Origin of the sequence: Alloalcanivorax marinus (genome assembly GCF_016785095.1) — a bacterium.
In the GTDB taxonomy this organism is placed as follows: domain Bacteria; phylum Pseudomonadota; class Gammaproteobacteria; order Pseudomonadales; family Alcanivoracaceae; genus Alloalcanivorax; species Alloalcanivorax marinus_A.
This window is the reverse complement of sequence record NZ_JAEKJB010000011.1, coordinates 302,831-324,595: the sequence shown is the minus strand read 5'-3', so window position 1 is coordinate 324,595 and position 21,765 is coordinate 302,831. Positions and strand designations below refer to the sequence as shown.

General features: G+C 67.4%; 17 protein-coding genes and 1 pseudogene. 11 read left to right on the top strand and 7 right to left on the bottom strand.

Annotated features, from left to right (window positions below):
• Positions 1-181 (top strand): annotated as a pseudogene (locus JF515_RS19500) (IS110 family transposase); the annotation flags it as partial.
• Positions 182-526: 345 nt separating this feature from the next.
• Here the strand turns inward: JF515_RS19500 and JF515_RS17130 are convergent.
• The gene (locus tag JF515_RS17130) at positions 527-1,123 is read right to left on the bottom strand and encodes an outer membrane beta-barrel protein (RefSeq protein WP_203105672.1); all 597 of its coding nucleotides are present in this window, start codon (positions 1,121-1,123) and stop codon (positions 527-529) included.
• A 212-nt stretch (positions 1,124-1,335) separates the two neighbouring features.
• On the opposite strand from JF515_RS17130, the gene JF515_RS17125 reads away from it, so the two are divergent.
• From JF515_RS17125 to JF515_RS17105, 5 genes are all read left to right on the top strand, one after another.
• Entirely contained in the window at positions 1,336-3,888 is a 2,553-nt protein-coding gene (locus JF515_RS17125; protein ID WP_203105671.1) for a heavy metal translocating P-type ATPase, read from the top strand.
• Positions 3,885-4,247, top strand: a complete 363-nt coding sequence (locus tag JF515_RS17120) for a cupredoxin domain-containing protein (RefSeq protein WP_203105670.1) — start codon at positions 3,885-3,887, stop codon at positions 4,245-4,247. Before JF515_RS17125 ends, JF515_RS17120 begins: the two co-directional genes overlap by 4 nt.
• Before the next feature lie 23 nt (positions 4,248-4,270).
• Positions 4,271-4,696: a DUF411 domain-containing protein gene (locus tag JF515_RS17115; protein WP_203105669.1), complete on the top strand. Its 426-nt coding sequence runs from the start codon at positions 4,271-4,273 to the stop codon at positions 4,694-4,696.
• 235 nt (positions 4,697-4,931) lie between these two features.
• A complete protein-coding gene (locus JF515_RS17110; RefSeq protein WP_203105668.1) occupies positions 4,932-7,226 on the top strand; it encodes a catecholate siderophore receptor Fiu in 2,295 nt (764 codons plus the stop codon).
• Between the two features lie 11 nt (positions 7,227-7,237).
• Positions 7,238-7,933, top strand: a complete 696-nt coding sequence (locus tag JF515_RS17105) for a Fe2+-dependent dioxygenase (RefSeq protein WP_203105667.1) — start codon at positions 7,238-7,240, stop codon at positions 7,931-7,933.
• 52 nt (positions 7,934-7,985) lie between these two features.
• Here JF515_RS17105 and JF515_RS17100 read toward each other — a convergent pair whose 3' ends face one another.
• A complete protein-coding gene (locus JF515_RS17100) occupies positions 7,986-9,743 on the bottom strand; it encodes a hypothetical protein (RefSeq protein WP_238401138.1) in 1,758 nt (585 codons plus the stop codon).
• A gap of 330 nt (positions 9,744-10,073) precedes the next feature.
• On the opposite strand from JF515_RS17100, the gene JF515_RS17095 reads away from it, so the two are divergent.
• On the top strand, positions 10,074-10,673 hold the full coding sequence (locus JF515_RS17095; protein WP_203105666.1) for a LysE family translocator: 600 nt from the start codon (positions 10,074-10,076) through the stop codon (positions 10,671-10,673).
• A 13-nt stretch (positions 10,674-10,686) separates the two neighbouring features.
• On the opposite strand, the gene JF515_RS17090 is transcribed toward JF515_RS17095, so the two are convergent.
• Together JF515_RS17090 and JF515_RS17085 are read right to left on the bottom strand one after the other, a co-directional pair.
• Positions 10,687-11,889 carry a class I SAM-dependent rRNA methyltransferase gene (locus JF515_RS17090; RefSeq protein ID WP_203105665.1) on the bottom strand — a complete coding sequence of 401 codons (1,203 nt, stop codon included), beginning with the start codon at positions 11,887-11,889 and terminating at the stop codon, positions 10,687-10,689.
• 261 nt (positions 11,890-12,150) lie between these two features.
• Positions 12,151-12,369, bottom strand: coding sequence for a DUF1653 domain-containing protein (locus tag JF515_RS17085; RefSeq protein ID WP_203105664.1), 219 nt, complete (start codon positions 12,367-12,369; stop codon positions 12,151-12,153).
• Between the two features lie 167 nt (positions 12,370-12,536).
• On the opposite strand from JF515_RS17085, the gene JF515_RS17080 reads away from it, so the two are divergent.
• Positions 12,537-13,769, top strand: a complete 1,233-nt coding sequence (locus JF515_RS17080) for an MFS transporter (protein WP_203105663.1) — start codon at positions 12,537-12,539, stop codon at positions 13,767-13,769.
• Here JF515_RS17080 and alkA read toward each other — a convergent pair.
• Both alkA and JF515_RS17070 read right to left on the bottom strand, forming a co-directional pair.
• Positions 13,724-15,193 (bottom strand): DNA-3-methyladenine glycosylase 2, encoded by a 1,470-nt coding sequence (alkA, locus tag JF515_RS17075; protein WP_203105662.1) that lies wholly within the window; start codon positions 15,191-15,193, stop codon positions 13,724-13,726. The genes JF515_RS17080 and alkA overlap by 46 nt on opposite strands.
• Before the next feature lie 66 nt (positions 15,194-15,259).
• Positions 15,260-15,895 (bottom strand): TetR/AcrR family transcriptional regulator, encoded by a 636-nt coding sequence (locus JF515_RS17070; RefSeq protein ID WP_203105661.1) that lies wholly within the window; start codon positions 15,893-15,895, stop codon positions 15,260-15,262.
• Between the two features lie 136 nt (positions 15,896-16,031).
• Here JF515_RS17070 and JF515_RS17065 point away from each other — a divergent pair, with 136 nt between their 5' ends.
• Both JF515_RS17065 and JF515_RS17060 read left to right on the top strand, forming a co-directional pair.
• On the top strand, positions 16,032-17,138 hold the full coding sequence (locus JF515_RS17065) for an efflux RND transporter periplasmic adaptor subunit (RefSeq protein WP_203105660.1): 1,107 nt from the start codon (positions 16,032-16,034) through the stop codon (positions 17,136-17,138).
• Positions 17,139-17,141: 3 nt separating this feature from the next.
• Positions 17,142-20,198, top strand: a complete 3,057-nt coding sequence (locus tag JF515_RS17060) for an efflux RND transporter permease subunit (protein ID WP_203105659.1) — start codon at positions 17,142-17,144, stop codon at positions 20,196-20,198.
• Here the strand turns inward: JF515_RS17060 and JF515_RS17055 are convergent.
• Positions 20,179-20,826, bottom strand: a complete 648-nt coding sequence (locus JF515_RS17055) for a hypothetical protein (RefSeq protein ID WP_203105658.1) — start codon at positions 20,824-20,826, stop codon at positions 20,179-20,181. The genes JF515_RS17060 and JF515_RS17055 overlap by 20 nt on opposite strands.
• Before the next feature lie 160 nt (positions 20,827-20,986).
• On the opposite strand from JF515_RS17055, the gene JF515_RS17050 reads away from it, so the two are divergent.
• Positions 20,987-21,748 (top strand): TSUP family transporter, encoded by a 762-nt coding sequence (locus tag JF515_RS17050; protein ID WP_203105657.1) that lies wholly within the window; start codon positions 20,987-20,989, stop codon positions 21,746-21,748.
• The last annotated feature ends 17 nt before the right edge of the window (positions 21,749-21,765 follow it).

The following is a 21,765-nucleotide window of genomic DNA, read 5'->3' as shown; positions in this document are numbered from 1 at the left end:
TATGGCGGCGGTGGTCGCGAGTCGTCACAACCCGGTGGTGGGTGCGTTTTACGCCCGATTGCGTCAGGCCGGAAAGCCCCCGATGTCTGCCCTCGGCGCCGCCATGCGCAAACTGGTGCACATCGCCTTCGGCGTACTGAATCGACAAACCCCATTCCAGACCCAACCCCTCGGGGGTTGAGTCCGGATAGGAGAGACGGTATCTACCGCAACATCCAACCGCCAACGCCACACTACGGAGCCGCCACCACCACCCACCCTGGTTCATCGTTGTTGGTACCCGGACCGGTTCGGCTACCTCGAAGCGGAGCTGTGTGGGTGCCTTCCGGGACCCTTTTTGGCAGGGATGCCAAAAACGGGAGCGCCCAGGGACGGCTTGAGCGATCCCGGAAGGCACCCACACAGATCCGCGCCCCGGATAGAGACCGCCCGCATCGATGCCCCGCCAAAGCGCGATGAACCAAAAAAAGCCGGCGGGCTGGGAGCCACGCCGGCATTCTCGGGGGGAGACGAGGAGCGAATACGCTTAGAAGTTGTAACGACCAAACAGACCGAGATTGTCGGAATCGTCGGTGAAGCTTACCCGGGCGCCCACATCCCAAGCCTGGGTCAGATGCACCAGCCCCTGGCCGTAAACACCGAAGTTGCCATCATAGATGTCCTCGTAGAGGGCACCGCCAGCCAGCTCCAGGCTCTCGGTGGTGCGATGACGCAGGCCGCCACGCACCGCGTAGCCCCATTCGGAATCATCGAAATCGTTGTCATCGCGGATCACGTCGGCGGTACCGACCAGATCCAGGTTACGCTGCAGCGGCGTATGGAAGCCGACACCCGCGTAGGCGCGGTTACCGTCCACGTCATCGCTGCCCGGGCTATCGTAGTCGCCGTCATAGAAACTCAGACCGCCACGCAGAAAGACATGCTCGTCCAAGGCGAAGGCGCCTTCGCCGGTAATCACATCCACATCCGGGCCATGGTCATAATCCCACTGGTCATAGCCGAACTGGCCATAGCTGTAGGAAAAACCGTTATCCCGCACCGGGGTGGTGCTTTGCGCGTGGGCACCGAGGCTGGCCAGAGTGCCGGCGGCAATGGCGGATGCAATCAGGGTCTTCTTCAACATTTCCGTGTCCTCGCTCATGTTAGCGGCTCAAAACGTGGGCCTATACTCGCTCCCCAAGGATTGCCACGCCAGGGACTGAATCGCGCTACGCGCCGCTTTTATAAAAGTTTTCATTGTCGCCCTATTTCCAGGGGACCGTATTTGACCTGGGGGTTACCCCGAGGTTGGATACTGGGCAACATCCGCCGAACCAACGGCCAAGGAGGTAAATCATGAGCCGGCAAACCCTTCCCATTCAGGGCGCCACCTGCCAGCACTGCGTGAAGAGCATCCACAAGGCGCTGGAGCCCCTGAACGGTGTCAGCGCCGTGAGCGTGGACCTGCAAAACCAGACCGTCACCGTGGACGGCGACGCCGACCGGGGCGCGCTGCGCGCCGCGCTGGCCGAGGCCGGTTACGCCGCCGACGAGGACGACGATCCCGGGCCAGCGCCGCCGGCCAACGACGAACCGACAGGCGGTGACGCCAATGGCGCGCCACCGAAAAGCGACGCACCCGCCAGCGAACCGCGCGACCTTTCCCTGGCGGTGACCGGCGCCCACTGCGCCTCCTGCGTGCGCACCATCGAGAGCGCTCTGCAAAGCGTACCCGGCGTCGACACGGCGAGCATGAACCTGGCCAACCACACCGCCCGGGTGAGTGGCTCCGCCGACCCGGACGCCCTGGTGCGGGCGGTGCAAAACGCCGGTTATGACGCCACTCCGGTGCGCGACCCGGCCCGCGCCGAGGATGACCGCGAGGAGCAGGAACACCGGCTTTACCGCAAGCTGGTGCGCCAGACCACCGTGGCCCTGGCGGTGGGCGTGCCCGTCATGCTGTGGGGCTGGTTCGGCGGCACCATGACCGTGCAAGCCGGTGGCGCCAGCCAGTGGGGGTGGGGCGCGGTCTCGGTGATCACCTTCCTGATACTGGCTCTGCCCGGGCGGCATTTCTTCGTCGGCGCCTGGAAAGCGTTCCGACACCACAACGCCAACATGGACACCCTGATCGCGGTGGGCACCGGCGCCGCCTGGGGCTATTCCACCCTGGTGGTGATCGCCCCCAACCTGCTGCCGGAGATGGCCCGCCACGTCTACTTCGAGGCCAGCCCGATGATCATCGGCCTGGTGAACCTGGGCCTGGCCCTGGAGCTGCGTGCCCGGGGCAAGACCGGCGCCGCCGTGAAGCGGCTGCTCAACCTGGGCGCCAAGACCGCCCGCCGCCTGGACGACGACGGCGAGCACGACGTGCCGGTGGAGGACATCCGCGTGGACGACCGGCTGCGCGTGCGCCCCGGTGAAACCATCGCCGTGGACGGCGAGGTGCTGGAAGGCGACAGCGAGGTGGACCAGTCCATGCTCACCGGCGAGCCCATGCCGGTGGTGAAAAGCGAGGGCGACACCGTGGCCGCCGGTACCCTGAACGGCAGCGGCACCCTGGTGTACCGCGCCACCCGGGTGGGCGCCGACACCGCCCTGGCTCGCATCATCGATCTGGTCAAGAAGGCCCAGGGCGCCAAGCCGCCCATCGGCCGGCTGGCGGACACCGTGGCCAGCGTGTTCGTGCCCACCATTCTGTTGATCGCCGTGGCCACCGCGCTGATCTGGTACAACTTCGGCCCGCAACCGGTGGCCGCCTACATGGTGGTGGCCTCGGTGACCGTGCTGATCATCGCCTGCCCCTGCGCCCTGGGCCTGGCCACGCCCATGTCGGTGATGGTGGCGGTGGGCAAGGCGGCGGAGTCCGGCATCCTGATCCGCCAGGACGCCGCCCTGCAGACCGCCGCCGAGTTGGACACCGTGGTGCTCGACAAGACCGGCACCATCACCGAGGGCCGGCCTTCCGTGACCCGGGTGATCGCCGCCGAAGGTCAGGATGAGGACACCGTGCTGCGCCTGGCGGCCAGCCTGGAGGCCGGCTCCGAGCACCCGCTGGCGCGGGCGATCCTGGACGCCGCCGAGGAACGCGGCCTGAAAACAGCGCCGGTGAGCGACTTCCGCGCCCTCAACGGCAAGGGCGTCAGCGCCCGCCAGGACGACACCCTGCTGCGCCTGGGCAACCGCCGCTGGCTGGAACAGGAAGGCATCCGTCTGGGTCTGGAGGACGAGGCCCGGCAGCTCAGTGACGAGGCCGCCACGCCCCTGTTCCTGACCCGCGACGACACCGTCATCGGCGTGCTCGGAGTGGCCGACCGCATCAAGGCGGACGCCGCCGAGGCCATCGCCCGGCTGCGCGACCGGGACGTGCGGGTGGTGATGATCACCGGCGACATCCAGGCCACCGCCGACGCCATCGCCAAGCAGGCCGGCGTCGACGAGGTGCTCGCCGAGGTGCTGCCCGAGGACAAGGCCCGCGAAGTGGAAAAACTGCAGAAGGAAGGCCGCAAGGTGGCCATGGTCGGCGACGGCATCAACGACGCCCCGGCCCTGGCCCAGGCGGACGTGGGCTTCGCCATCGGCACCGGCACCGACGTGGCCATCGAGTCCGCCTCCATCACCCTGATGAGTGGCTCCCTGCACGGTGTCGCCGACGCCATGGCGATTTCCCGGGCCACCCTGCGCAACATCAAACAGAACCTGTTCGGCGCTTTTGTTTACAACACGCTGGGCGTGCCGGTGGCCGCCGGCCTGCTCTACCCCTTCACCGGCTGGCTGCTCAGCCCGGTAATCGCCGGCGCCGCCATGTCGCTGAGTTCGGTGACCGTGGTCAGCAACGCCAACCGGCTGCGTTTCTTCAAACCCCGCGGTCATCACGGCCCGCGCGCCAAAACGGGAGATCATTCATGAGCCTGTTGATCAATGTGACCGGTCTGGCGCTGATGGCCCTGATCGTATGGTGGTTCTGGCTGTCCTCCAAGGGCCGCCCGGCGAAACGGGCGGAAGGTGGCGCCATCGACATCGTCGTGAGCGACGGCGTTTACGAACCCTCGGTGATCGAAACCAATGCCGGAGAGACCCTGACGCTGCGTTTTGAGCGGCGCGACCCCAGCCCCTGCGCCGAGCAGGTGATCTTCCACAAACTGGACGTCAGCGAGACCCTGCCGGTGGGCGAGAAGACCACCGTCACCCTGACGCCGGAAAACCCGGGTACCTACCGATTCACCTGCCAGATGCAGATGTATCAGGGCACCCTGATCGTTCACTAAAGAAGGGAAAAAAGGAGATTTTCATGACCCGCCTGATGATCGCCGCCGGCCTGCTGCTGACCAGTACCCTGGCCGCCGCCGGCAGCCTGCAAGTCTACAAATCACCGAGCTGCGGCTGCTGCACCGCCTGGGCGGAGCACATGCGCGACAACGGCTTCGAAGTGGAGGTCCACAACACCCAGAACCTGCAATCCATCAAGGAGAAAGCGGGCCTGAAACCGGGCATGGGCTCCTGCCACACCGCCTTCATCGGCGGCTACGCCATCGAGGGCCACGTGCCCGCCGAGGACGTGAAGCGGCTGCTGGAGGAACGCCCGGACGCCCACGGCCTCACCGTGCCGGGCATGCCGGCGGGCTCCCCGGGCATGGAAATGGGCGACCGCCGCGACGCCTACAAGGTCTTCCTCTACGGGGACCAGGGCGTGCGGGTGTTCTCCGAACATCCCTAGCTTCGCCGAACCCGCCGCGCCGGTCCTTCTGGGTCTTTTTTTAAACGCTATTGCACCTCATTCCTATTCGCAATAGCATGCGACCGACCCGGCCCATCGGGGGCCGGGGCAGGTTTCGCTGATCTTCCGCCAGCCATGCAAAGCCCGCCAGCCTGGTTCACGCGAGCCTGAATCGCGCCGTCGTCCGGCCTGCTCCGCGACGGTCCCGGATACGCAGTGAACTGGAAACCGACCCATGGCCTATATAACCCGCCGCAAACGCCCGGTGGCACGCACCGCTTTTTCCCAGAGCATGACCCTGGGCACCGCCGTCCTCACCGGCCTGATGGCCTCTTCCGCGGGCGCCGCCGGACTACGCGACGAATCCAACAACAGCGCCTACACCCTCGATGAAGTCTCGGTGCAATCGCCGAACACCGGCGATTACAAGAGTGATCGCCTGGCGACCCCTAAATTCACCCAGCCGGTTTCGGAAACGCCGCGCACCATTCAGGTCATCAACAAGCAACTGATCCGCGATCAGCAGACCACCACCCTCACCGAGGCGTTGCGCAACAGCCCCGGCGTCGGCACCTTCTACGCCGGCGAGAACGGTGCCAGCACCACCGGCGATTCGGTGTACATGCGCGGCTTCGACAGTTCCAGTTCGATTTTCGTGGATGGCGTCCGCGATCTGGGATCGATCTCCAGGGACACCTTCAACACCGAGCAGGTGGAGGTAATCAAGGGCCCCGCCGGCGCGGACTATGGCCGCACCGCCCCCACCGGCTCCATCAACATGGCCACCAAACAGGCCTTCATGGGTGACCTGAACGCCGGCTCACTCACCGGCGGTACCGATGGCCAGAAGCGGGTGACGCTGGATCTCAACCGCCAGCTCGGCGACAACCTGGCCGGGCGTCTTAACCTGATGGGCCAGGACAGCGACGTGGCCGGCCGCGACACCGTCAACAACAGCCGCTGGGGGATCGCCCCGGCCCTGACCCTGGACCTCGATGATCGCGGCCGGCTGGCGTTTAATTTTCTCCATATCACCCAGAACAACGTGCCCGACGGCGGCGTCTCCACCGTCGGCCTGCCCGGCTATACCACGCCGGACCCGGCCTATCCGCAAATCAGCAACGCCCCCAAGGTGGACAGCGAGAATTTCTATGGCGCCGAATCCGACCACGACGACGTGGACGTGGATATGGCCACGGTCCTGTTCGAGTATGATCTGAGCGACGACACCCGGTTTCACAACACCCTGCGCTGGGGCCGCACCCACCAGGACTACCGGCTGACCGCGATCATGGCAGTGAACGCCAACGGCTCCACCGACCCGGCGGATTGGACGGTCCGGCGCCTGCCCAATTTGAAGGACCAGACCAACACCATCCTCACCAACCAGACCGGCCTGGTCACGGCGCTGGACACCGGGCCGGTGTCGCACACCCTGTCCTACGGCGTGGAGGTGACCCGCGAGGAAATCGAGACCTCGGGCCTGGCCCGCCCCACCGTGCCCGACGCCTCGCTCTATGATCCGAACGACAACTTCTACTACGGCGCCACCAAGGACGGCAGCGGCGGCGAAGGCACCACCGACACCGTGGCCGGCTATCTGTTCGACACCCTGACGTTCGGCGAACACTGGCAACTGAACGGTGGCGTCCGTCTGGACCGCTACAAGGCGGACTACCAAAGCACCTCCGCCTGCACCGGCGGCGGCCGCGACCCGGCGGCCTGTTCCGGCCAGGCGGTGGGCACCGTGGTGCCGTCCGTGGACAGCGACAGCAGTGATACCCTGTTCAACTGGAAGGCCGGAGTGCTGCACAAGACCACTCCGTGGCTGAACCTGTACGCCGACTACGCGGTATCCCACCAACCCCCGGGCGGCGAAAACCTGCAACTCAGCGACAGCGACCGCAGCGCCGACAACAGCGACTACGATCCCCAGAAAGCCCGCACCGCCGAAGTGGGCGCCAAATGGAAACTGGCCCATAACCAGCTTCTGCTGACCACCGCCCTGTACCGCACCGAAGTCAGCGACCTGATCGAACAGGACCCCACGGACGGCAACTACTACCAGACCGGCGAAAAACGGGTGCAGGGGGTGGAAGTCTCCGTGGTCGGCAACCTGACGCCCAACTGGAACCTGAGCGCCGGCTACACCACCATGAACGCCACCGTCGAGGAAGGTTCGGCTCAGGCTCAGGACGGCGGCAGCCGGCTGACCTACACCCCCAAGCACGCCTTCACCAGCTGGACCACCTACCGGCTGCCGTTCGACCTTACCGTGGGCGCCGGCGCGCGCTACACCGGCGGTCTGAAACGAGGCCGCGACGGCGCCGTGGGCACCCCGGACCATACCGAGGGCTACTGGGTGGCGGACGCCATGGCCCGCTATCCGTTGAACCGCAACGTGGACCTGCAGCTTAATGTGTATAACCTCTTCGACGAGGAATACGTGGCCGCCATCAACAAGAGTGGCTACCGTTATACGCCGGGCACGCCGCGCACCGCGTTGCTGTCCGTGAATCTGCACTATTGATGTAGTCGACTATGCTGCTGCACGTACCCGAGGTGTTCGGCGCCGAGGAAGTCAGGGAGATCCGCCGGGCGCTGGAAACCAGCGACCAATGGGTGGACGGTCGTGAAACGGTGGGCGCCCAGGGCGCCGCCGTGAAACACAACCAGCAACTAGCGGAGAACGCGCCGTTACGGCGACAACTGGCCGAACGGGTGCTGGCGGCGCTGGCGCGCCATCCGCTGTTCTTCGCCGCCGCCCTGCCGGTGGAGATCCTGACGCCACGTTTCAACCGCTATCAGGGCGGCGGCACCTACGGCATGCATGTGGACGGGGCGGTGATGCGGCTGCCCGGCCACGGCGGCTTCCCCGGCAAGCAGCTGCGCACGGACCTGTCCTGCACGCTGTTTTTGTGCGAGCCGGAGGAATACGAAGGTGGTGAGCTGATCGTCGCCGACACCTACGGAGAACACGAGGTCAAACTGCCGGCCGGCGACCTGATCCTGTACCCGGCGTCCAGCCTGCATCAGGTGCAGCCGGTCACCCGGGGAGCCCGGCTGGCCTCGTTCTTCTGGGTGCAGAGCATGATCCGCGACGACGCCCGCCGCACCCTGCTGTTCGACATGGACACCGCCATCACCCGCCTCAAGCAAACCGGCGGCGATGAAACGGCGGTGCTGCAACTGACCGGCACCTACCACAACCTGCTGCGCCAGTGGTCGGAAACCTGAAAAGCAGGGCCTCCAAGGAGGCCCTGCTGTTTTGGGGGGATGACAATGCCGGTCAGTTGGTGGTGGTGCGGCTGAGCAGAAACTCCACCAGGGCGTCGCGACCGTTCTGGTCGTCGCCATTGTCGAGGCTGCCCGGGAAGTAGAACGGGTGCGGCGCGTTCTCGCCACGGGCCGGGTCGAGCAAGGCTTCGAGCCCGGCAGCCGGGGTATCCAGACCCACCGAGCCATCATGCAGGTAGTTCAGCTTGGTGTTCAGACCCAGCAGCAAGGGCTTGGCCTGGCCGCGTTGTTCGCCGCGCACACTGGCGTCCAGTACCACCACGGAATCGTCGTAGGACGGCGCCGGGCCGGCGGTGCTGTTCTGAATCGGCGTCAGGCCGTTGGCGGAGCGGTCCAGGATCACATCCGGCATGCCGTAGGCCCGGTACAGGGTGTCGATGGCGATGATGCGGTTCTCCACCGGCTCGTTGGGGTTGGCGGTGTGGCAGCCGGCACAGCCGGCGCCGCCCTCCCCGCGGGCGGTGGTGAACAGATCCTGGCCCTGGCTGACGAGCTGGTCGTCCAGGCCGTCCGGCGCCGGCGGCGCGGCCAGTTGATCGGTGTAGGCGGTCAGCGCGTCCAGCTTGTCCTGGCTGACGCGGCGGCCCACCGGACCGGCGGCGCTACCGGCGGCCAGATCGTCCCGGGCCACGTCCACCAAGGGCAGCACGTCCGAGGCGGCCATGCCGTCCGGAATCACCCCGGTGTCGCGCAGCACCGCTTCATAGCGGTCGGCGATTTCGTCGCCCACTGGCCCGGCCAGCACGTTCAGGAAGGCGCGGCCATCGGCGGTGAGCAGGCTGGTGGGATCCAGAGCCACGGTGTAGACCAGATTGTTGAAATCCTCCAGTTCCGCGAAGGCGCCACTGTGCCCCCAGGGCGCGGCCAGGTCGGTGCGGAAGAACGGCGGGATGTAGGTGGCGTTGCCGATGCCGTCCGGCGTGGCGTCGAAGGAGGTGCTGCCGTAGTAGCGTTTTTCCTCCTCGCCGTCCACGAAAGTGCCGGTCAGATAGGTGCGGGCGGCGGCGGTGGCATCGGCGCCGGTACCGCCGGAAGCGATGCCGGCGAAGTCGCCCTTGCCGATGGTGGCACCGTTAAGAGCGTCGAACCGCAGTTGCAGCAGCGGCAGGTAGGCGAGCGGGTTGTCGGCGGCGGCAAAGATGGCGCCCACGTCCAGGCCGCCGGCGATCACGCCGTCGGTTTCCGCGCCCACGGAGCCCGGGCCCACCATGCCCGCCGGCACCACGGAGCCGTCGGTCTTGGCGTGGCACAGGGCGCAGGTCACCCCCACCTTGTCGCCGCCGGCGATGTCCAGGGAATCCATGCCGTTGTAGTCCGCGTCGCTCCCCAGGGGCTTGCGGTCACCGTTTTCATCGAAGGGCACCACGCCGATCACCGCGCCCTCGTTGATCAGCAACAGGGTGACGGCGGGGCTGCCCAGGGCGGTATCTTCCGGCGGAGTGCCGCTGCCCACCTGCTCCAGGGCGTCCAACAGGGCCTGGGCGGTGCCGTCGCTGAGCGCGCCCACGTTGACGTTCAGGCCCAGCCCCAGGGCTTGCAACGGCGTGACGCCGGCGCCGGCGATGCCCTGGGGCAATTGCATGGCGTCGGTCCAGAAGCGCTGGTTGCCGAAGGTTTCATAGCGGAACACGGTCTGGCCCTGCACCGCCGGGTCCGGAGCCTGCATCACCGGGTCGTCGTCATCGTCGTCGCCCCCGCAACCGCTCAACAGCACGGCGGCGGCCATGAGTGCGCTAAGCAGGGTCGGCATGAGTGCCGGGCGCCGGGGCATTCCGGCACGGTCTCTGGCTGGCCCTTGAGGCTGGCTGTACATGATTATTCTCCTGATTTGGTCGGCGGTCGTTCCCGTTCATGTGGAACCCGCGACCGACGCTGCACGCGCCGGAGTGAGCCCCGGGTCAAGGACCCGGCGGTTTTCGTCAAGGCCCCGTGAGCGGCCGTCACGGGGTCCCGCCGGGCCGCCGCGAACTGCTTTGCGGACAGCCACTTAGCGGCGGCGAACCGTTTGGTGTTTTTATGTAAGCGTTGACGGGAACGGCGCCCTGGCGTGCAATGCCCGCTTCCTGAACGGACGAACGACATGCTTGCGATCGAGGACTGGTTACTGCTGGCCGGGGTGTGTGCCCTGGGGGCGATGACGCCAGGCGCCAGCCTGGCGGTGGTGTTGCACCATACCCTGCACGGCTCGGCACCGGCCGGGGTGCGCGCCGGTCTGGCCCACGCCCTGGGCATCGGCGTTTACGCCGCCGCCACCGTGGCCGGCCTGGCGGTGGTGCTGCACCGCTTCCCGTCCCTGGAAACCGGCATCCGACTGGCCGGCTCGCTGTTCCTGCTGTGGCTGGCCTGGAAGAGCTGGCGTGGCGCCGGCGAGGCGCCGGCCTCCGCCCCGGAGGACCGAGGTCGCCCCGCCCGGGACGGCTTCCTGATCGCCTTTCTCAACCCCAAGGTGGCACTGTTCTTTCTGGCGTTGTTCAGCCAGTTCATCGATGCCGGCATGAGCACCGCCGCCCGGGTGCAGGTGGCGGCCACGGCGGTGGTCATCGACGGCGCCTGGTATTCCCTGGTGGCGCTGCTGCTGGCCCGGGGGCCGGTGCTCGCCGCCCTGCGCCGGCATCACGTCCGCGTGGAGCGGGCCACGGCCCTGGTGCTGGCCCTGGTCGCCGTCGTCGTCTGGGTGTAGGAGCGGCCGGGAATCAGAAGCGGAACAGCAACCGCCCGAACCAGCTCTTCAGATACGCGGTTTCCGGCATCGCCGGCTGGATCGGATGGTCCGGCCCCTGGCCTTCCTGACCAATGATCTGTAGGGCGCGGTCGATGTGGCGAGCGGAGGCACGCACCACGTCCAGCAGCTTGTCCGCCGGCAGGTGCATGGAGCAGGAGGCGGACACCAGATAGCCACCGGGCTTCACCAGCCGCACCGCCAGCTCGTTGATGGCATGGTAACCGGCCAGGCCGTTCTTGAAGTCCTTTCGACGCTTGATGAAGGCGGGCGGATCGAGGATCACCAGGTCGAATTTCTCGCCGTCGGCGATAAGCTCCTTCATGGCGGTCTGGGCGTCCCCTTCCAGGGTACGCAGGCGATCGCCGACGCCGTTCAGTTCCGCGTTGCGGTGCATGAAATCCAGCGCCAGGCCGGAGCTGTCCACGCCGGTGACCTCGCGGGCGCCGGCCAGGGCCGCCTGTACGCCCCAGCCACCACAGTAGGCGAACACGTCCAGCACCCGGGCGCCCTTGGCCAGCGGCGCCATGCGCGCGCGGGCGGCACGATGGTCGAAGAACCAGCCGGTCTTCTGGCCGTCTCGCAGGGGCGCCACGAAATGGCCACCGTTCTCGTGCAGATGCACTTCCTCGGGCACCTCGCCCTTGAGCGCCTTGGTGTAGAGCGGCAGGGCTTCCAGCTCGCGCACGCCGGCCTCGTTGCGCACCACGATATTGGCCGGGTTGATGACCGCGTCCAGCGCGGAGGCCACCGTCTCCAGGTGCGCCTCCATGCCAGCGGTGCCGGCCTGCATCACCAGGGTATCGCGGTAACGGTCCACCACCAGCCCGGGCAGGCCATCGGCCTCGCCGTGGATCAGCCGGTAGCCGGGCTCGGCAAACAGGGTCTCGCGCAGGGCCAGGGCCTGCTCGATGCGTTTCTTGAAGAAACTGCGGCTGGGCTCCTGCTCCGGGTCGCGGCTGTAGAGCCGGCCCACGATCAGGGAATGGGGGCTGAGCAGCGCCCGGCCCAGGGATTTGCCACGGGCATCCTGGACCAGGGCGGCGGCACCGGCGGGCAGATCCTTTACCGGGGTTTCGCCGCTGTCCACCTCGTTGGCGTAGATCCAGTCGTGGCCGGCCTTGAGGCGGCGTTCTTCATTCTTCCGCAGGCGCAGGACGGGTATTGCTTGGGACATGGCGGTGGGCTCGCGCAAAACGGGCATCTTAGGCCCTGGCCGATTGCTTTGCATCCTTGAATCAGCGGCGACCGTCGAAGTAGTGCTCAATCCTGGCGATTTCCCTCTTGCTGGCCGGGGTCAGCCGGTCAAGCCTCGCTCTGGCGGCTATAAACCACACGGCTCAGGCTGCTGCTGGCCACCAAACGGGACTCCAGGCTTTCCAGCGCCTGCCAGTCAGGGAACAGCGACCGGACGAGCGCCTCAACGCCGCCGGCTCGCTCACTGTTCATCCAGCCATCGAAATCGTGGTTGCTCAACGCCATCGCGGAACACGGTTTCCTGGAACTGAGCCAGGGGACGCACCCACAGCCCACCTTCTCCGTACAGGGGACGATAGACCACCAGGTGGTCACCGGTTTCCGAGTGCGTGGCCGTGCCCAACACCTGATAATCATTGCCTTTAAAGTGCCGATAACGGCCTGGACGGGGGGGTTCCATCGACATTACTCCTGAAACACGAACCTTGGCATTATAACCACCCAGGACCGGGAAGACCGGCCCGCAACCCCTGAATTCCCCCCTGCATACCTATCGGTATGCCCGATAACACCGGCGGAGTACACTGAGCCGAGCCGTCATAACACCAACAACATACCGGGGTTTCCATGCGTTTCTTTCAACGGCGCCCGCCGTTCTTCCTGATGGTGACCACCGGGGCCCTGTGCACCGTGGTGCTGCTGGTATTCGCCCGGCTCAGCTATGGCCTGGTGCTGCCGGCCATGCGCGAGGGCCTGGACCTGAGCTACCAGCAGGCCGCCAACCTGAGCACCGCCAACGCCCTGGGTTATCTGCTGCTGGTGATGGTGGCCGGGGTGTTCGCCGCGCGCTTTGGCGGCAAGACCGCCATCCTGATCGGGCTGGTACTGGTGATCGCCGGTTTCCTGGGGCTCAGCCGCGCCAGCGACTACCCCCTGCTGATCGTATTGATGGTGGTACTGGGCACCGGCACCGCCTTCGGCTATACCCCGTTGATTTCCTTGCTGGCCAACACCTATCCGCACCGGCGCGGAGCGGTGATCGGCTTCACCAACAGCGGCGTGGGCATTGGCATGCTGCTGGCCGGCGCCCTGGTGCCGGCGCTCACCGAGGCCGCCGCCGGCGACGGCTGGCGTCGGGTATGGCTGCTGTTCGCCGCCGGCGGCGTGGCGGTGACGGTGCTGGTGGCCCTGTTCCTGCGCAATCCGCCCCGGCCCCTGGCGCCGGACACCGCCAGCGCGCTGGGCGAGCCGGACGAGCCTGTTTTTCGCAATCCTCATGTGATCGTGGTGGGGCTGATCTACGGTGTACTGGGGCTTACCTTCATCGTCCAGACCACCTTTATGTACAGCTTCGCCCTGGACGCGGGCACGCCGCCGATCACCGCCGGGCATCTGGTCTCCACGATGGGGATGTTGTCGATTTTCGCCGGGCCCGCCTGGGGCTGGCTGGCCGACCGGCTCGGCTACGCCAGCGGTCTGATGCTGTCCATGGGCCTGTCCCTGGTGGCCACCCTGGTTCCGGTGATCCACCCGGGCAGTTGGGCGTTCGGCGTTCACTTCGTGCTGATCGGGCTGTGCGCGGCGGGCATGTTCTCCACCGTGTTGGCGGCGGCCACGGAAACCGTGCCGGCCCACCGGGCGCCGGTGGCGGTGAGTTTCGTGACCCTGTTCTACGCCGTGGGGCAGTTGCTGGGGCCGGCCCTGGCCGGGCCACTGATCGAATGGCGCGACGGCTTCCGGCTGGTGTTCGCGTTCAGTTGCCTGGTGATGGCGGCGGGGGTGGCGCTGAGCGCCTACAGCCGCCGCCATCAGCGCTACCGCCCGGCGCCACCGGTGGCCTGCGAGGCGGACTGGGACTGATCCGCCAGCCGCTGCCACAAATGCAACACCGCGTAGGCCCGCCAGGGCCGCCAGCCCTCGGCGCGCCGCCGGGCCCGCGCCGGTGAGCGTTCATTCAGCGCCTTGAGCACGCCGTAATCCGAGGCCGGGAAGGCATCCGGCCAGGACAGGGCACGCAGGGCCAGGTACTGGGCGGTCCAGTCGCCGATGCCAGGCAGCGCCCGCAGCCGTTCCAGGGTGGCATCCACCGGCGCCCCCGGTGCCAGCACCAGGCCGCCGTCGGCGCAGGCCCGGGCCAGAGCCTGAATGGCGCCCACCCGGGCACGCAGGATACCCAGCTTGCCGAGCGCTTCCGGGTCGGCGTCCGCCACCGTGGCCGCCTCCGGGAAGGTGTGGGTCAGTTCCGGGAAGGGCGTGTCCAGGGGCTCACCCAGGCGAGACGCCACCCGGCCGGCCAGGGTCTGGGCGGCGCGCACCGTGATTTGCTGGCCGAGCACCGCGCGCACCGCCGCCTCGAAACCGTCGAAGGCACCCGGCACGCGCAGCCCCGGCCACCCCTGGGCCAGCTCGCCCAGGGCCCCGGCCACTTCCTCCGGCTGGCAATCCAGATCGAACAACCACCGCAGACGGGTCAGAACCTCGGGCACCACCGCCGCCAGGGAGGCGGACAGGGTTACCCGTAACTGGTCCTTGCCGGCCACCGGGGTCACCGCCAGCCAGCCCCGGTGCAGGCGCTCCCCGCGACGCAACGCCACGGTGCGCCGGTAAACATCACCGTCAAGGTGTTCGACCCCGGCAATGGCCCGCTGGCCGAGGAAATCAGCCAGCGGCGCCCAGGGATAAGGCGGCCGGTAGGCGAGCAGGAAAGTCAGGGTATCGGTGGGCCGCGCGCCCCGGCGGCGCAGGCTGGAGGGCTTGAGCCGGTAGCGCTGCTGGAACAACGCATTGAAGCGGCGCAGGCTGCCAAAGCCGGCGGCCAGGGCCACCTCGGTCACCGGCAGACGGGTGTCGGTAAGCAATTGCTTCGCCAGCAGGAGCCGCCGGGTCTGGGCGTAGGCCACCGGCGTAACGCCGTACTGGTCCCGGAACACACGCCGCAGGTGGCGATCGGTGACGCCCAGTTCGACGGCCAGGGCCGCCAGCCCGCCCTCGTCCAGGGGCCCGGCTTCCAGCCGCGCCGCCGCCGCCCGCGCCAGCCGGCCACGGGCGTCCACGCTGGCGTGGCCGGGGGCCAGTTCCGGGCGGCAGCGCAGACAAGGACGGTAACCGTGCGCCTCGGCGGCGGCGGCACTGGGGTAGAAACGGCAGTTTTCCCGGCGCGGCACCCGGGCCGGGCACACCGGCCGGCAGTACACGCCGGTGGAGGTGACGGCCACGAAGAAGTGGCCGTCAAAGCGGGGGTCCCGGGCGCTCAGGGCGCGGTAGCGGACATCGTCATCGAACATGAGCCGATGATACCCCCGGAGCGAACCACGGCACTCGCCGTTTTCGGACCCCGGGGCCCGCCGGGCCTAGGGAGCGTAGCCGCGCAGGAAAACGCGCACCACCTCGCGCACATGGGCCTCGGTCTCGGCCTGCCCCGGCGGCGGCGCGCAACCAATCAGCACCTGCATGTGCCGGCAGCTTTGCAGCATGCCGAAGAACAGCTCGGCGGCGCCCCAGGGGTCGTCCAGGACCACCAGCCCCCGCTCCCGGGCGGCGATCAGCAAGCGCTCCATGTCCTTGAGGGTGCGCTCCGGCCCCACCTCGAAGAACAGCCGGGCCATCTCCGGGTCCTGGCTGGCCAGACTGTTCATCAGCCGTTCCAGGCCAATGGCTTCCTCGCTGTTGATCAGTTCCATGAAGGCATGGCCGATGCGCTCCAGCACCCGGGGCAGAGCGTCATCGCTCTCCAGGGAAAAGATGGGAACGGGCATCAGGCCCTGGCACTTGGCCTCCACGGCGGCGGCGAACAGCGTCGCCTTATCGGAGAAGTGGCTGTAGACGGTGAGCTTGGAGACTCCCGCTTCGGCGGCCACGGCATCCATGCTGGTCCCCGAGAAACCCTGGGCGAGGAACAGGGCTTTGGCGGCATCCAGAATCGCCTGGCGTTTGGCCGGGTCCTTGGGCCGGCCGCGCAGGCCAGTCTGGGGGTCATTATCGGACATGTCGCTCCAAATGGCCTTCCAAATACTGGACCAGTAAGTTCAATAAAATTACTATACCGGCGAGTATAGCATTGCCGATGCGCTAACCGACGCTTTTTTTACGTGATTCCACAATAACGCTCCGAGGGTCCACGCCATGTTCCGTCCTCTCTTGCTTGCCTTGACGCCGCTGGCCTTGACGCTGGCCGCCTGCTCCCCGGCGGAGCCCCAGGGCGAGGTGAAGCCACGCCCGGCCCTGGTGGTGCAGCCGGAAGGCGCCGACACCCTGATGGATATTTTTCCCGGTGAGGTGCGCGCCCGCTTTGAGCCGGAGCTGGCGTTCCGCATCGGCGGCAAGATCAGCCGGCGGCTGGTGACCGTGGGGGACCGGGTCGAGCAGGGCCAGCCCCTGGCGGAGCTGAACGCCGAGGACGTGGGCCTGGAGCTGGATGCCGCCCGCGCCCGGCTGGCCTCCGCCCGCGCCGACCACCGGCTGGCCGCCAGCGAGCTGGAACGCTACCGGCCGCTGGTGGAGCGCGGCGTGGTGAGCCGCTCCCAGTTCGACAGCGTGGAAAGCCGCTTCCAGGCCGCCGAAGCCCAGCTCAAACAGGCCCGGGCGCAGATGGACGTGGCCCGTAACCAGGCCGGCTACGCGGTCCTTGAAGCCCCGGATAACGGCGTCATCGCCCGACGGCTGGCGGAGGCCGGCCAGGTGGTGGCCGCTGGCCAGACCGTGTTCGTGCTGGCGGTGGACGGCGACCGGGAGGTGCGCATCGACCTGCCGGAACAGGACATCGACCGTTTCCAGGTGGGCGACGAGGTGGCCATCGAACTGTGGTCCCGACCCGGCGACACCTTCCCAGGCCATATTCGTGAGCTGGCGCCGTCGGCGGACCCGGCGTCGCGCACCTTCGAGGCAAGGGTCGCCTTCGACAACGACGAAGTCGGCGCCGATCTGGGCCAGAGCGCCCGCGTGCTGGTGCACGGCGGTAACGGCGAGGCGCTCAGCCTGCCGCTGTCGGCGGTCACCGCCGACGACGGCGACGCCTATGTGTGGGTGGTGAACCCGGACGACCTGACCCTGACCAAAACCCCGGTGCAAACCGGCGCCTACCACGCCGAGCGGGTGCCGGTGCTGGCCGGCCTGGCCATGGACGCCTGGGTGGTGGCCGCCGGCACTCAGGTGCTGCGCGAGGGGCAGACGGTGCAGCCGGTGGACCGGCAAAACCGGCCGCTGCATCTGAACGGCACGGACGGGGAGTAAGCCATGCGCTTCAACCTTTCCGAATGGGCACTGCGCAACCGCACCCTGGTGCTGTACGCCATGATCGTGCTGGGTGCCCTGGGCGTCCTGTCCTATTCCCAGCTCGGACAAAGCGAGGACCCGCCCTTCACCTTCAAGGTGATGGTGGTGAACACGGTCTGGCCCGGGGCCAGCGCCAAGGAAGTATCGCGGCAGGTCACCGAACGCATCGAGAAGAAGCTGATGGAAACCGGGGATTACGACCGCATTACCTCGTTTTCCCGGCCGGGCCAGTCCCAGGTGCTGTTCATGGCCCGCGACGACATGCACTCCCGGGACATTCCCGACCTCTGGTACCAGGTGCGCAAAAAGGTGGGCGACATCCGCCATACCCTGCCCCAGGGCATTCAGGGGCCGTTCTTCAATGACGAGTTCGGCACCACCTTCGGCAACATCTACGCTCTCACCGGTCCGGGCTTCGACTATGCCCTGATGAAGGACTACGCCGACCGTATCCAACTGGCTCTGCAGCGCGTGGAAGACGTGGGCAAGGTGGAGCTGGTGGGCCTGCAGGACGAAAAGGTGTGGGTGGAAATCTCCAACACCAAGCTGGCCTCCCTGGGCATTCCCATGGGCGCGGTGCAGCAGGCGCTGCAATCCCAGAACACGGTGGCCGAGGCGGGCTTCTTCGAGACCCCCAGCGACCGGGTGCGGCTGCGGGTGAGCGGCCAGTTCGAATCCGTGGATGAAATCCGCCGCTTCCCGATCCGCGCCGAGGGCCGCACCCTGCGCCTGGGCGACATCGCCGACGTCTACCGGGGCTTTAGCGACCCGCCCCAGCCGCGCATGCGCTTCATGGGCGAGGACGCCATCGGCATCGCCGTGTCCATGAAGGAAGGCGGCGACATCCTCGCCCTGGGCGAGCACCTGGACGGGGAGTTCAAGCGGCTGCAGGAAACCCTGCCCGCCGGCCTGGAGCTGCGCAAGGTGTCCGACCAGCCGGCGGCGGTGGAACACGGCGTGGGCGAGTTCGTGCAGGTGCTGATCGAGGCGCTGGTGATCGTGCTGCTGGTGAGCTTCTTCTCCCTGGGCGCGCGCACCGGCCTGGTGGTGGCACTGTCGATTCCGCTGGTGCTGGCGATGACCTTCGCGCTGATGAATTACTTCGACATCGGCCTGCACAAGATTTCCCTGGGCGCCCTGGTGCTGGCCCTGGGCCTGATGGTGGACGACGCCATCATCGCCGTGGAGATGATGGCGATCAAAATGGAACAGGGGCTCAGCCGCATCAAGGCGGCGGGCTTCGCCTGGACCAGTACCGCCTTCCCGATGCTCACCGGTACCCTGATCACCGCCGCCGGCTTTCTGCCCATCGCCACGGCGCAGTCCGGCACCGGCGAGTACACCCGCTCGATCTTCCAGGTGGTGACCCTGTCGTTGCTGGTGTCCTGGATCACGGCGGTGGTGTTCGTGCCCTACCTGGGCGACAAGCTGCTGCCCAACCTGGCACGCCGCGACGACAGCGGCCAGGTGCATGACCCTTACCAGAAACCTTTCTATCAGCGCTTCCGGCGGCTGGTGCTGTGGTGCGTGCGGTACCGCAAGACGGTGATCGTTTCCACGGTGCTGATCTTCCTCGGCGCGGTGGCGTTGTTCCGGCTGGTACCGCAGCAGTTCTTCCCGCCTTCGGCGCGGCTGGAGCTGATGGTGGACCTGAAGCTCCACGAGGGCGCCTCTCTGGCGGCCACCGAGGAGCAGGCCCGACGTCTGGAGAAGATGATCGCCGGTAACGACAAGATCGAGAATTACGTGGCCTACATCGGCTCCGGGTCACCGCGCTTCTACCTGCCACTGGACCAGCAACTGCCAGCGGCCAGCTTCGCCCAGTTCGTGGTGCTGACCCGCGATATCCAGGAGCGCGAGGAAGTACGCGCCTGGCTGATCGACGCCCTGCACGATCAATTCCCGACCCTGCGCAGCCGGGTATCGCGGCTGGAGAACGGCCCGCCGGTGGGCTACCCGATCCAGTTCCGGGTGTCCGGCGAGCACATTCCCGAGGTGCGCGCCATCGCCCGCTCGGTGGCCGCCAAGGTGCGCGGGAATCCGGAGGTCACCAATGTGCACCTGGACTGGGAGGAACCCAGCAAGGTGGTTCGCCTGAACATCGACCAGGCCCGCGCCCGGGCGCTGGGCGTGAACAGCGCCGACCTGTCCCGGGCCCTGCAGAGCTCCCTGTCCGGCGTGGTGGTGAGCCAGTACCGGGAAGACAACGAGCTGATCGACGTGGAAGTGCGCGGCGACCGCCGCGAGCGCCATGCGCTGGGCCAGCTCGGCAACCTGGCGGTGCAGACCGAATCCGGCCGCAGCGTGCCGCTCAATCAGGTGGCGACCCTGGAATACGGCTTCGAGGAAGGGGTGATCTGGCACCGTAACAGGCTGCCCACCATCACCGTGCGCGCCGACATCTACGGCGACGAGCAGCCCGCCACCCTGGTGCAGCGGATCTGGCCGGACCTGGCCGGTATCCGCGACAACCTGCCGCCGGGCTATCTGCTGGAAGTCGGCGGCACGGTGGAGGAATCCGCCCGGGGCCAGGCCTCGGTGAATGCCGGCATGCCGCTGTTCATCCTGGTGGTGGTAACGCTGCTGATGCTGCAGCTGCGCAGCTTCTCGCTGGCCACCATGGTGTTCCTCACCGCGCCCCTGGGGCTGATCGGGGTGACCGTGTTCCTGCTGCTGTTCGGCGAGCCGTTCGGCTTCGTGGCGATGCTCGGTACCATCGCCCTGGCCGGCATGATCATGCGCAACTCGGTGATCCTGGTGGACCAGATCGAGCAGGACATCGAACAGGGACATAGCCAGTGGGATGCGATCATCGATTCCACGGTACGCCGCTTCCGCCCCATCGCTCTCACCGCCCTGACCGCGGTGCTGGCGATGATTCCGCTGTCGCGCAGCGACTTCTTCGGGCCCATGGCGGTGGCGATCATGGGCGGGCTGATCGTGGCCACGGCGTTGACGTTGCTGTTCCTGCCGGCGCTGTACGCGGCCTGGTTCCGGGTCAAGGAGCCCGCTCGATGAAGCGCGTGCCGTCCACCAGGGCCTGCAGATCACCGAACGCGCGGGTTTCGCTGAACGGCGCCTCCCGGGGCGGGTCATACACCTGGCCGTTGCTGCCCTGCACCACCAGATCGATGGCGTAGCACACGCCACGGTGCACGGCCCGGTAGGCGTGCACCTTGCGATAGTGGTTCATGGCGGCATCACCGCCCTGGAAGGTGGTGAAGATAACGCCATCCAAGTGGGCCTCGCCGACGCTGCCACGCCGCGCCCAAGGATCGGGCTCGGTGCAGGTGGCCAGGGCCGCCTCGTCGCGGCTGGCGCCCAGGCGCAACTCGCCAGCGCGGATTTCATCCGAGCCCTTCAGCCGCAATACCAATAAGGCCGCGCCCGGAGCGTCCGGGCCCGCGCCCAGCCGCCAGCCTCCCTCGTCGAAGTAATCATCGCGGTCCTTGCTGCGCTCCGCCTCTTCCTTCGGGTAGCTCAGCGCGATGCCATAATCCAGATTCTCATATCGAGCCTGGGGCGCGCCGGACGCTACGGCGGTGCTACGCGCGCCGCTATTACCCGGGGCAGCCTTGCCCAGGGGCGACGAGTCACAACCGCTCAGAGCGACCAGCGCCGCGAGCAAGACGGTGCAGTAACGCATGGGTCCTCCTTGATGTTTCCCTCCTATTTGACCGCATACGGGCCCCGACCGCGCCCCGGACACTTCACGGATTTACAGTCTTTAACGGCCAGCGGCGCTCTTCCACCCCCCCCTGGCGCCGGAGTAGAGTGAGCGCCGCGACCAACGGCGGGGAACGGGCTTGGAACTGGAACTGACAACGCTGTTCATGCTCGGCGGCCTGGCGCTGCTGGCCGGCTTCATCGACACCCTGGCCGGCGGCGGCGGGCTGCTCACCCTGCCCGGCCTGCTGTTGGCCGGACTGCCGCCGGTGCAGGCCCTGGCCACCAACAAGCTGCAGGGCACCTTCGGTTCCGGCATGGCCACCTTCACCTTGCTGCGTTTGCGGCGGTTCTCGCCGGCGGCGGTACGCCGGCCGTTTCTCTGGGCACTGGTGGGCAGCGCCGCCGGCACGGTGCTGGTACAGGTGGTGCACACCGATGCCCTGGAGATTCTGGTGCCGGTGGTGCTGGCGATCATCGCCCTGTATTTCCTGCTCACGCCCGGCGCGGGCCGGGTGGAACGGGCTCCGCGTCTGGGCGCAGCCCTCTACGAACGCACGGTGGTGCCGGCGATCGGCTTCTACGACGGTTTTTTCGGCCCCGGCACCGGCTCCTTCTTCTCCCTGGCGGAGGTGGCCCTGCGCGGCCGCGAGCTGATCACCGCCACCGCCCACGCCAAGGCCTTCAATTTCGCCAGCAACATCGCCTCGCTGGTGCTGTTCGTGATCGGCGGCAAGGTGTTGTGGCTGGTGGGTGGCACCATGATTCTCGGCCAGCTCACCGGCGCCTGGCTCGGCGCCCACGCCGTGTTGCGCGGCGGCCAGCGGCTGATCCGACCGCTGATCGTGCTGATGTGCCTGGCGATGATTGGCCGTTACCTGTACGCCACCGTGGCGGGCTGAGCGCCCTGGCGGTTGAC

Excerpts from the sequence above, each read along its gene's own strand:
- JF515_RS17130 (WP_203105672.1), bottom strand. The coding sequence starts at position 1,123 with ATGTTGAAGAAGACCCTGATTGCATCCGCCATTGCCGCCGGCACTCTG.
- JF515_RS17125 (WP_203105671.1), top strand. The coding sequence starts at position 1,336 with ATGAGCCGGCAAACCCTTCCCATTCAGGGCGCCACCTGCCAGCACTGC.
- JF515_RS17120 (WP_203105670.1), top strand. The coding sequence starts at position 3,885 with ATGAGCCTGTTGATCAATGTGACCGGTCTGGCGCTGATGGCCCTGATC.
- JF515_RS17115 (WP_203105669.1), top strand. The coding sequence starts at position 4,271 with ATGACCCGCCTGATGATCGCCGCCGGCCTGCTGCTGACCAGTACCCTG.
- JF515_RS17110 (WP_203105668.1), top strand. The coding sequence starts at position 4,932 with ATGGCCTATATAACCCGCCGCAAACGCCCGGTGGCACGCACCGCTTTT.
- JF515_RS17105 (WP_203105667.1), top strand. The coding sequence starts at position 7,238 with ATGCTGCTGCACGTACCCGAGGTGTTCGGCGCCGAGGAAGTCAGGGAG.
- JF515_RS17100 (WP_238401138.1), bottom strand. The coding sequence starts at position 9,743 with ATGCCGACCCTGCTTAGCGCACTCATGGCCGCCGCCGTGCTGTTGAGC.
- JF515_RS17095 (WP_203105666.1), top strand. The coding sequence starts at position 10,074 with ATGCTTGCGATCGAGGACTGGTTACTGCTGGCCGGGGTGTGTGCCCTG.
- JF515_RS17090 (WP_203105665.1), bottom strand. The coding sequence starts at position 11,889 with ATGTCCCAAGCAATACCCGTCCTGCGCCTGCGGAAGAATGAAGAACGC.
- JF515_RS17085 (WP_203105664.1), bottom strand. The coding sequence starts at position 12,369 with ATGGAACCCCCCCGTCCAGGCCGTTATCGGCACTTTAAAGGCAATGAT.
- JF515_RS17080 (WP_203105663.1), top strand. The coding sequence starts at position 12,537 with ATGCGTTTCTTTCAACGGCGCCCGCCGTTCTTCCTGATGGTGACCACC.
- alkA (WP_203105662.1), bottom strand. The coding sequence starts at position 15,193 with ATGTTCGATGACGATGTCCGCTACCGCGCCCTGAGCGCCCGGGACCCC.
- JF515_RS17070 (WP_203105661.1), bottom strand. The coding sequence starts at position 15,895 with ATGTCCGATAATGACCCCCAGACTGGCCTGCGCGGCCGGCCCAAGGAC.
- JF515_RS17065 (WP_203105660.1), top strand. The coding sequence starts at position 16,032 with ATGTTCCGTCCTCTCTTGCTTGCCTTGACGCCGCTGGCCTTGACGCTG.
- JF515_RS17060 (WP_203105659.1), top strand. The coding sequence starts at position 17,142 with ATGCGCTTCAACCTTTCCGAATGGGCACTGCGCAACCGCACCCTGGTG.
- JF515_RS17055 (WP_203105658.1), bottom strand. The coding sequence starts at position 20,826 with ATGCGTTACTGCACCGTCTTGCTCGCGGCGCTGGTCGCTCTGAGCGGT.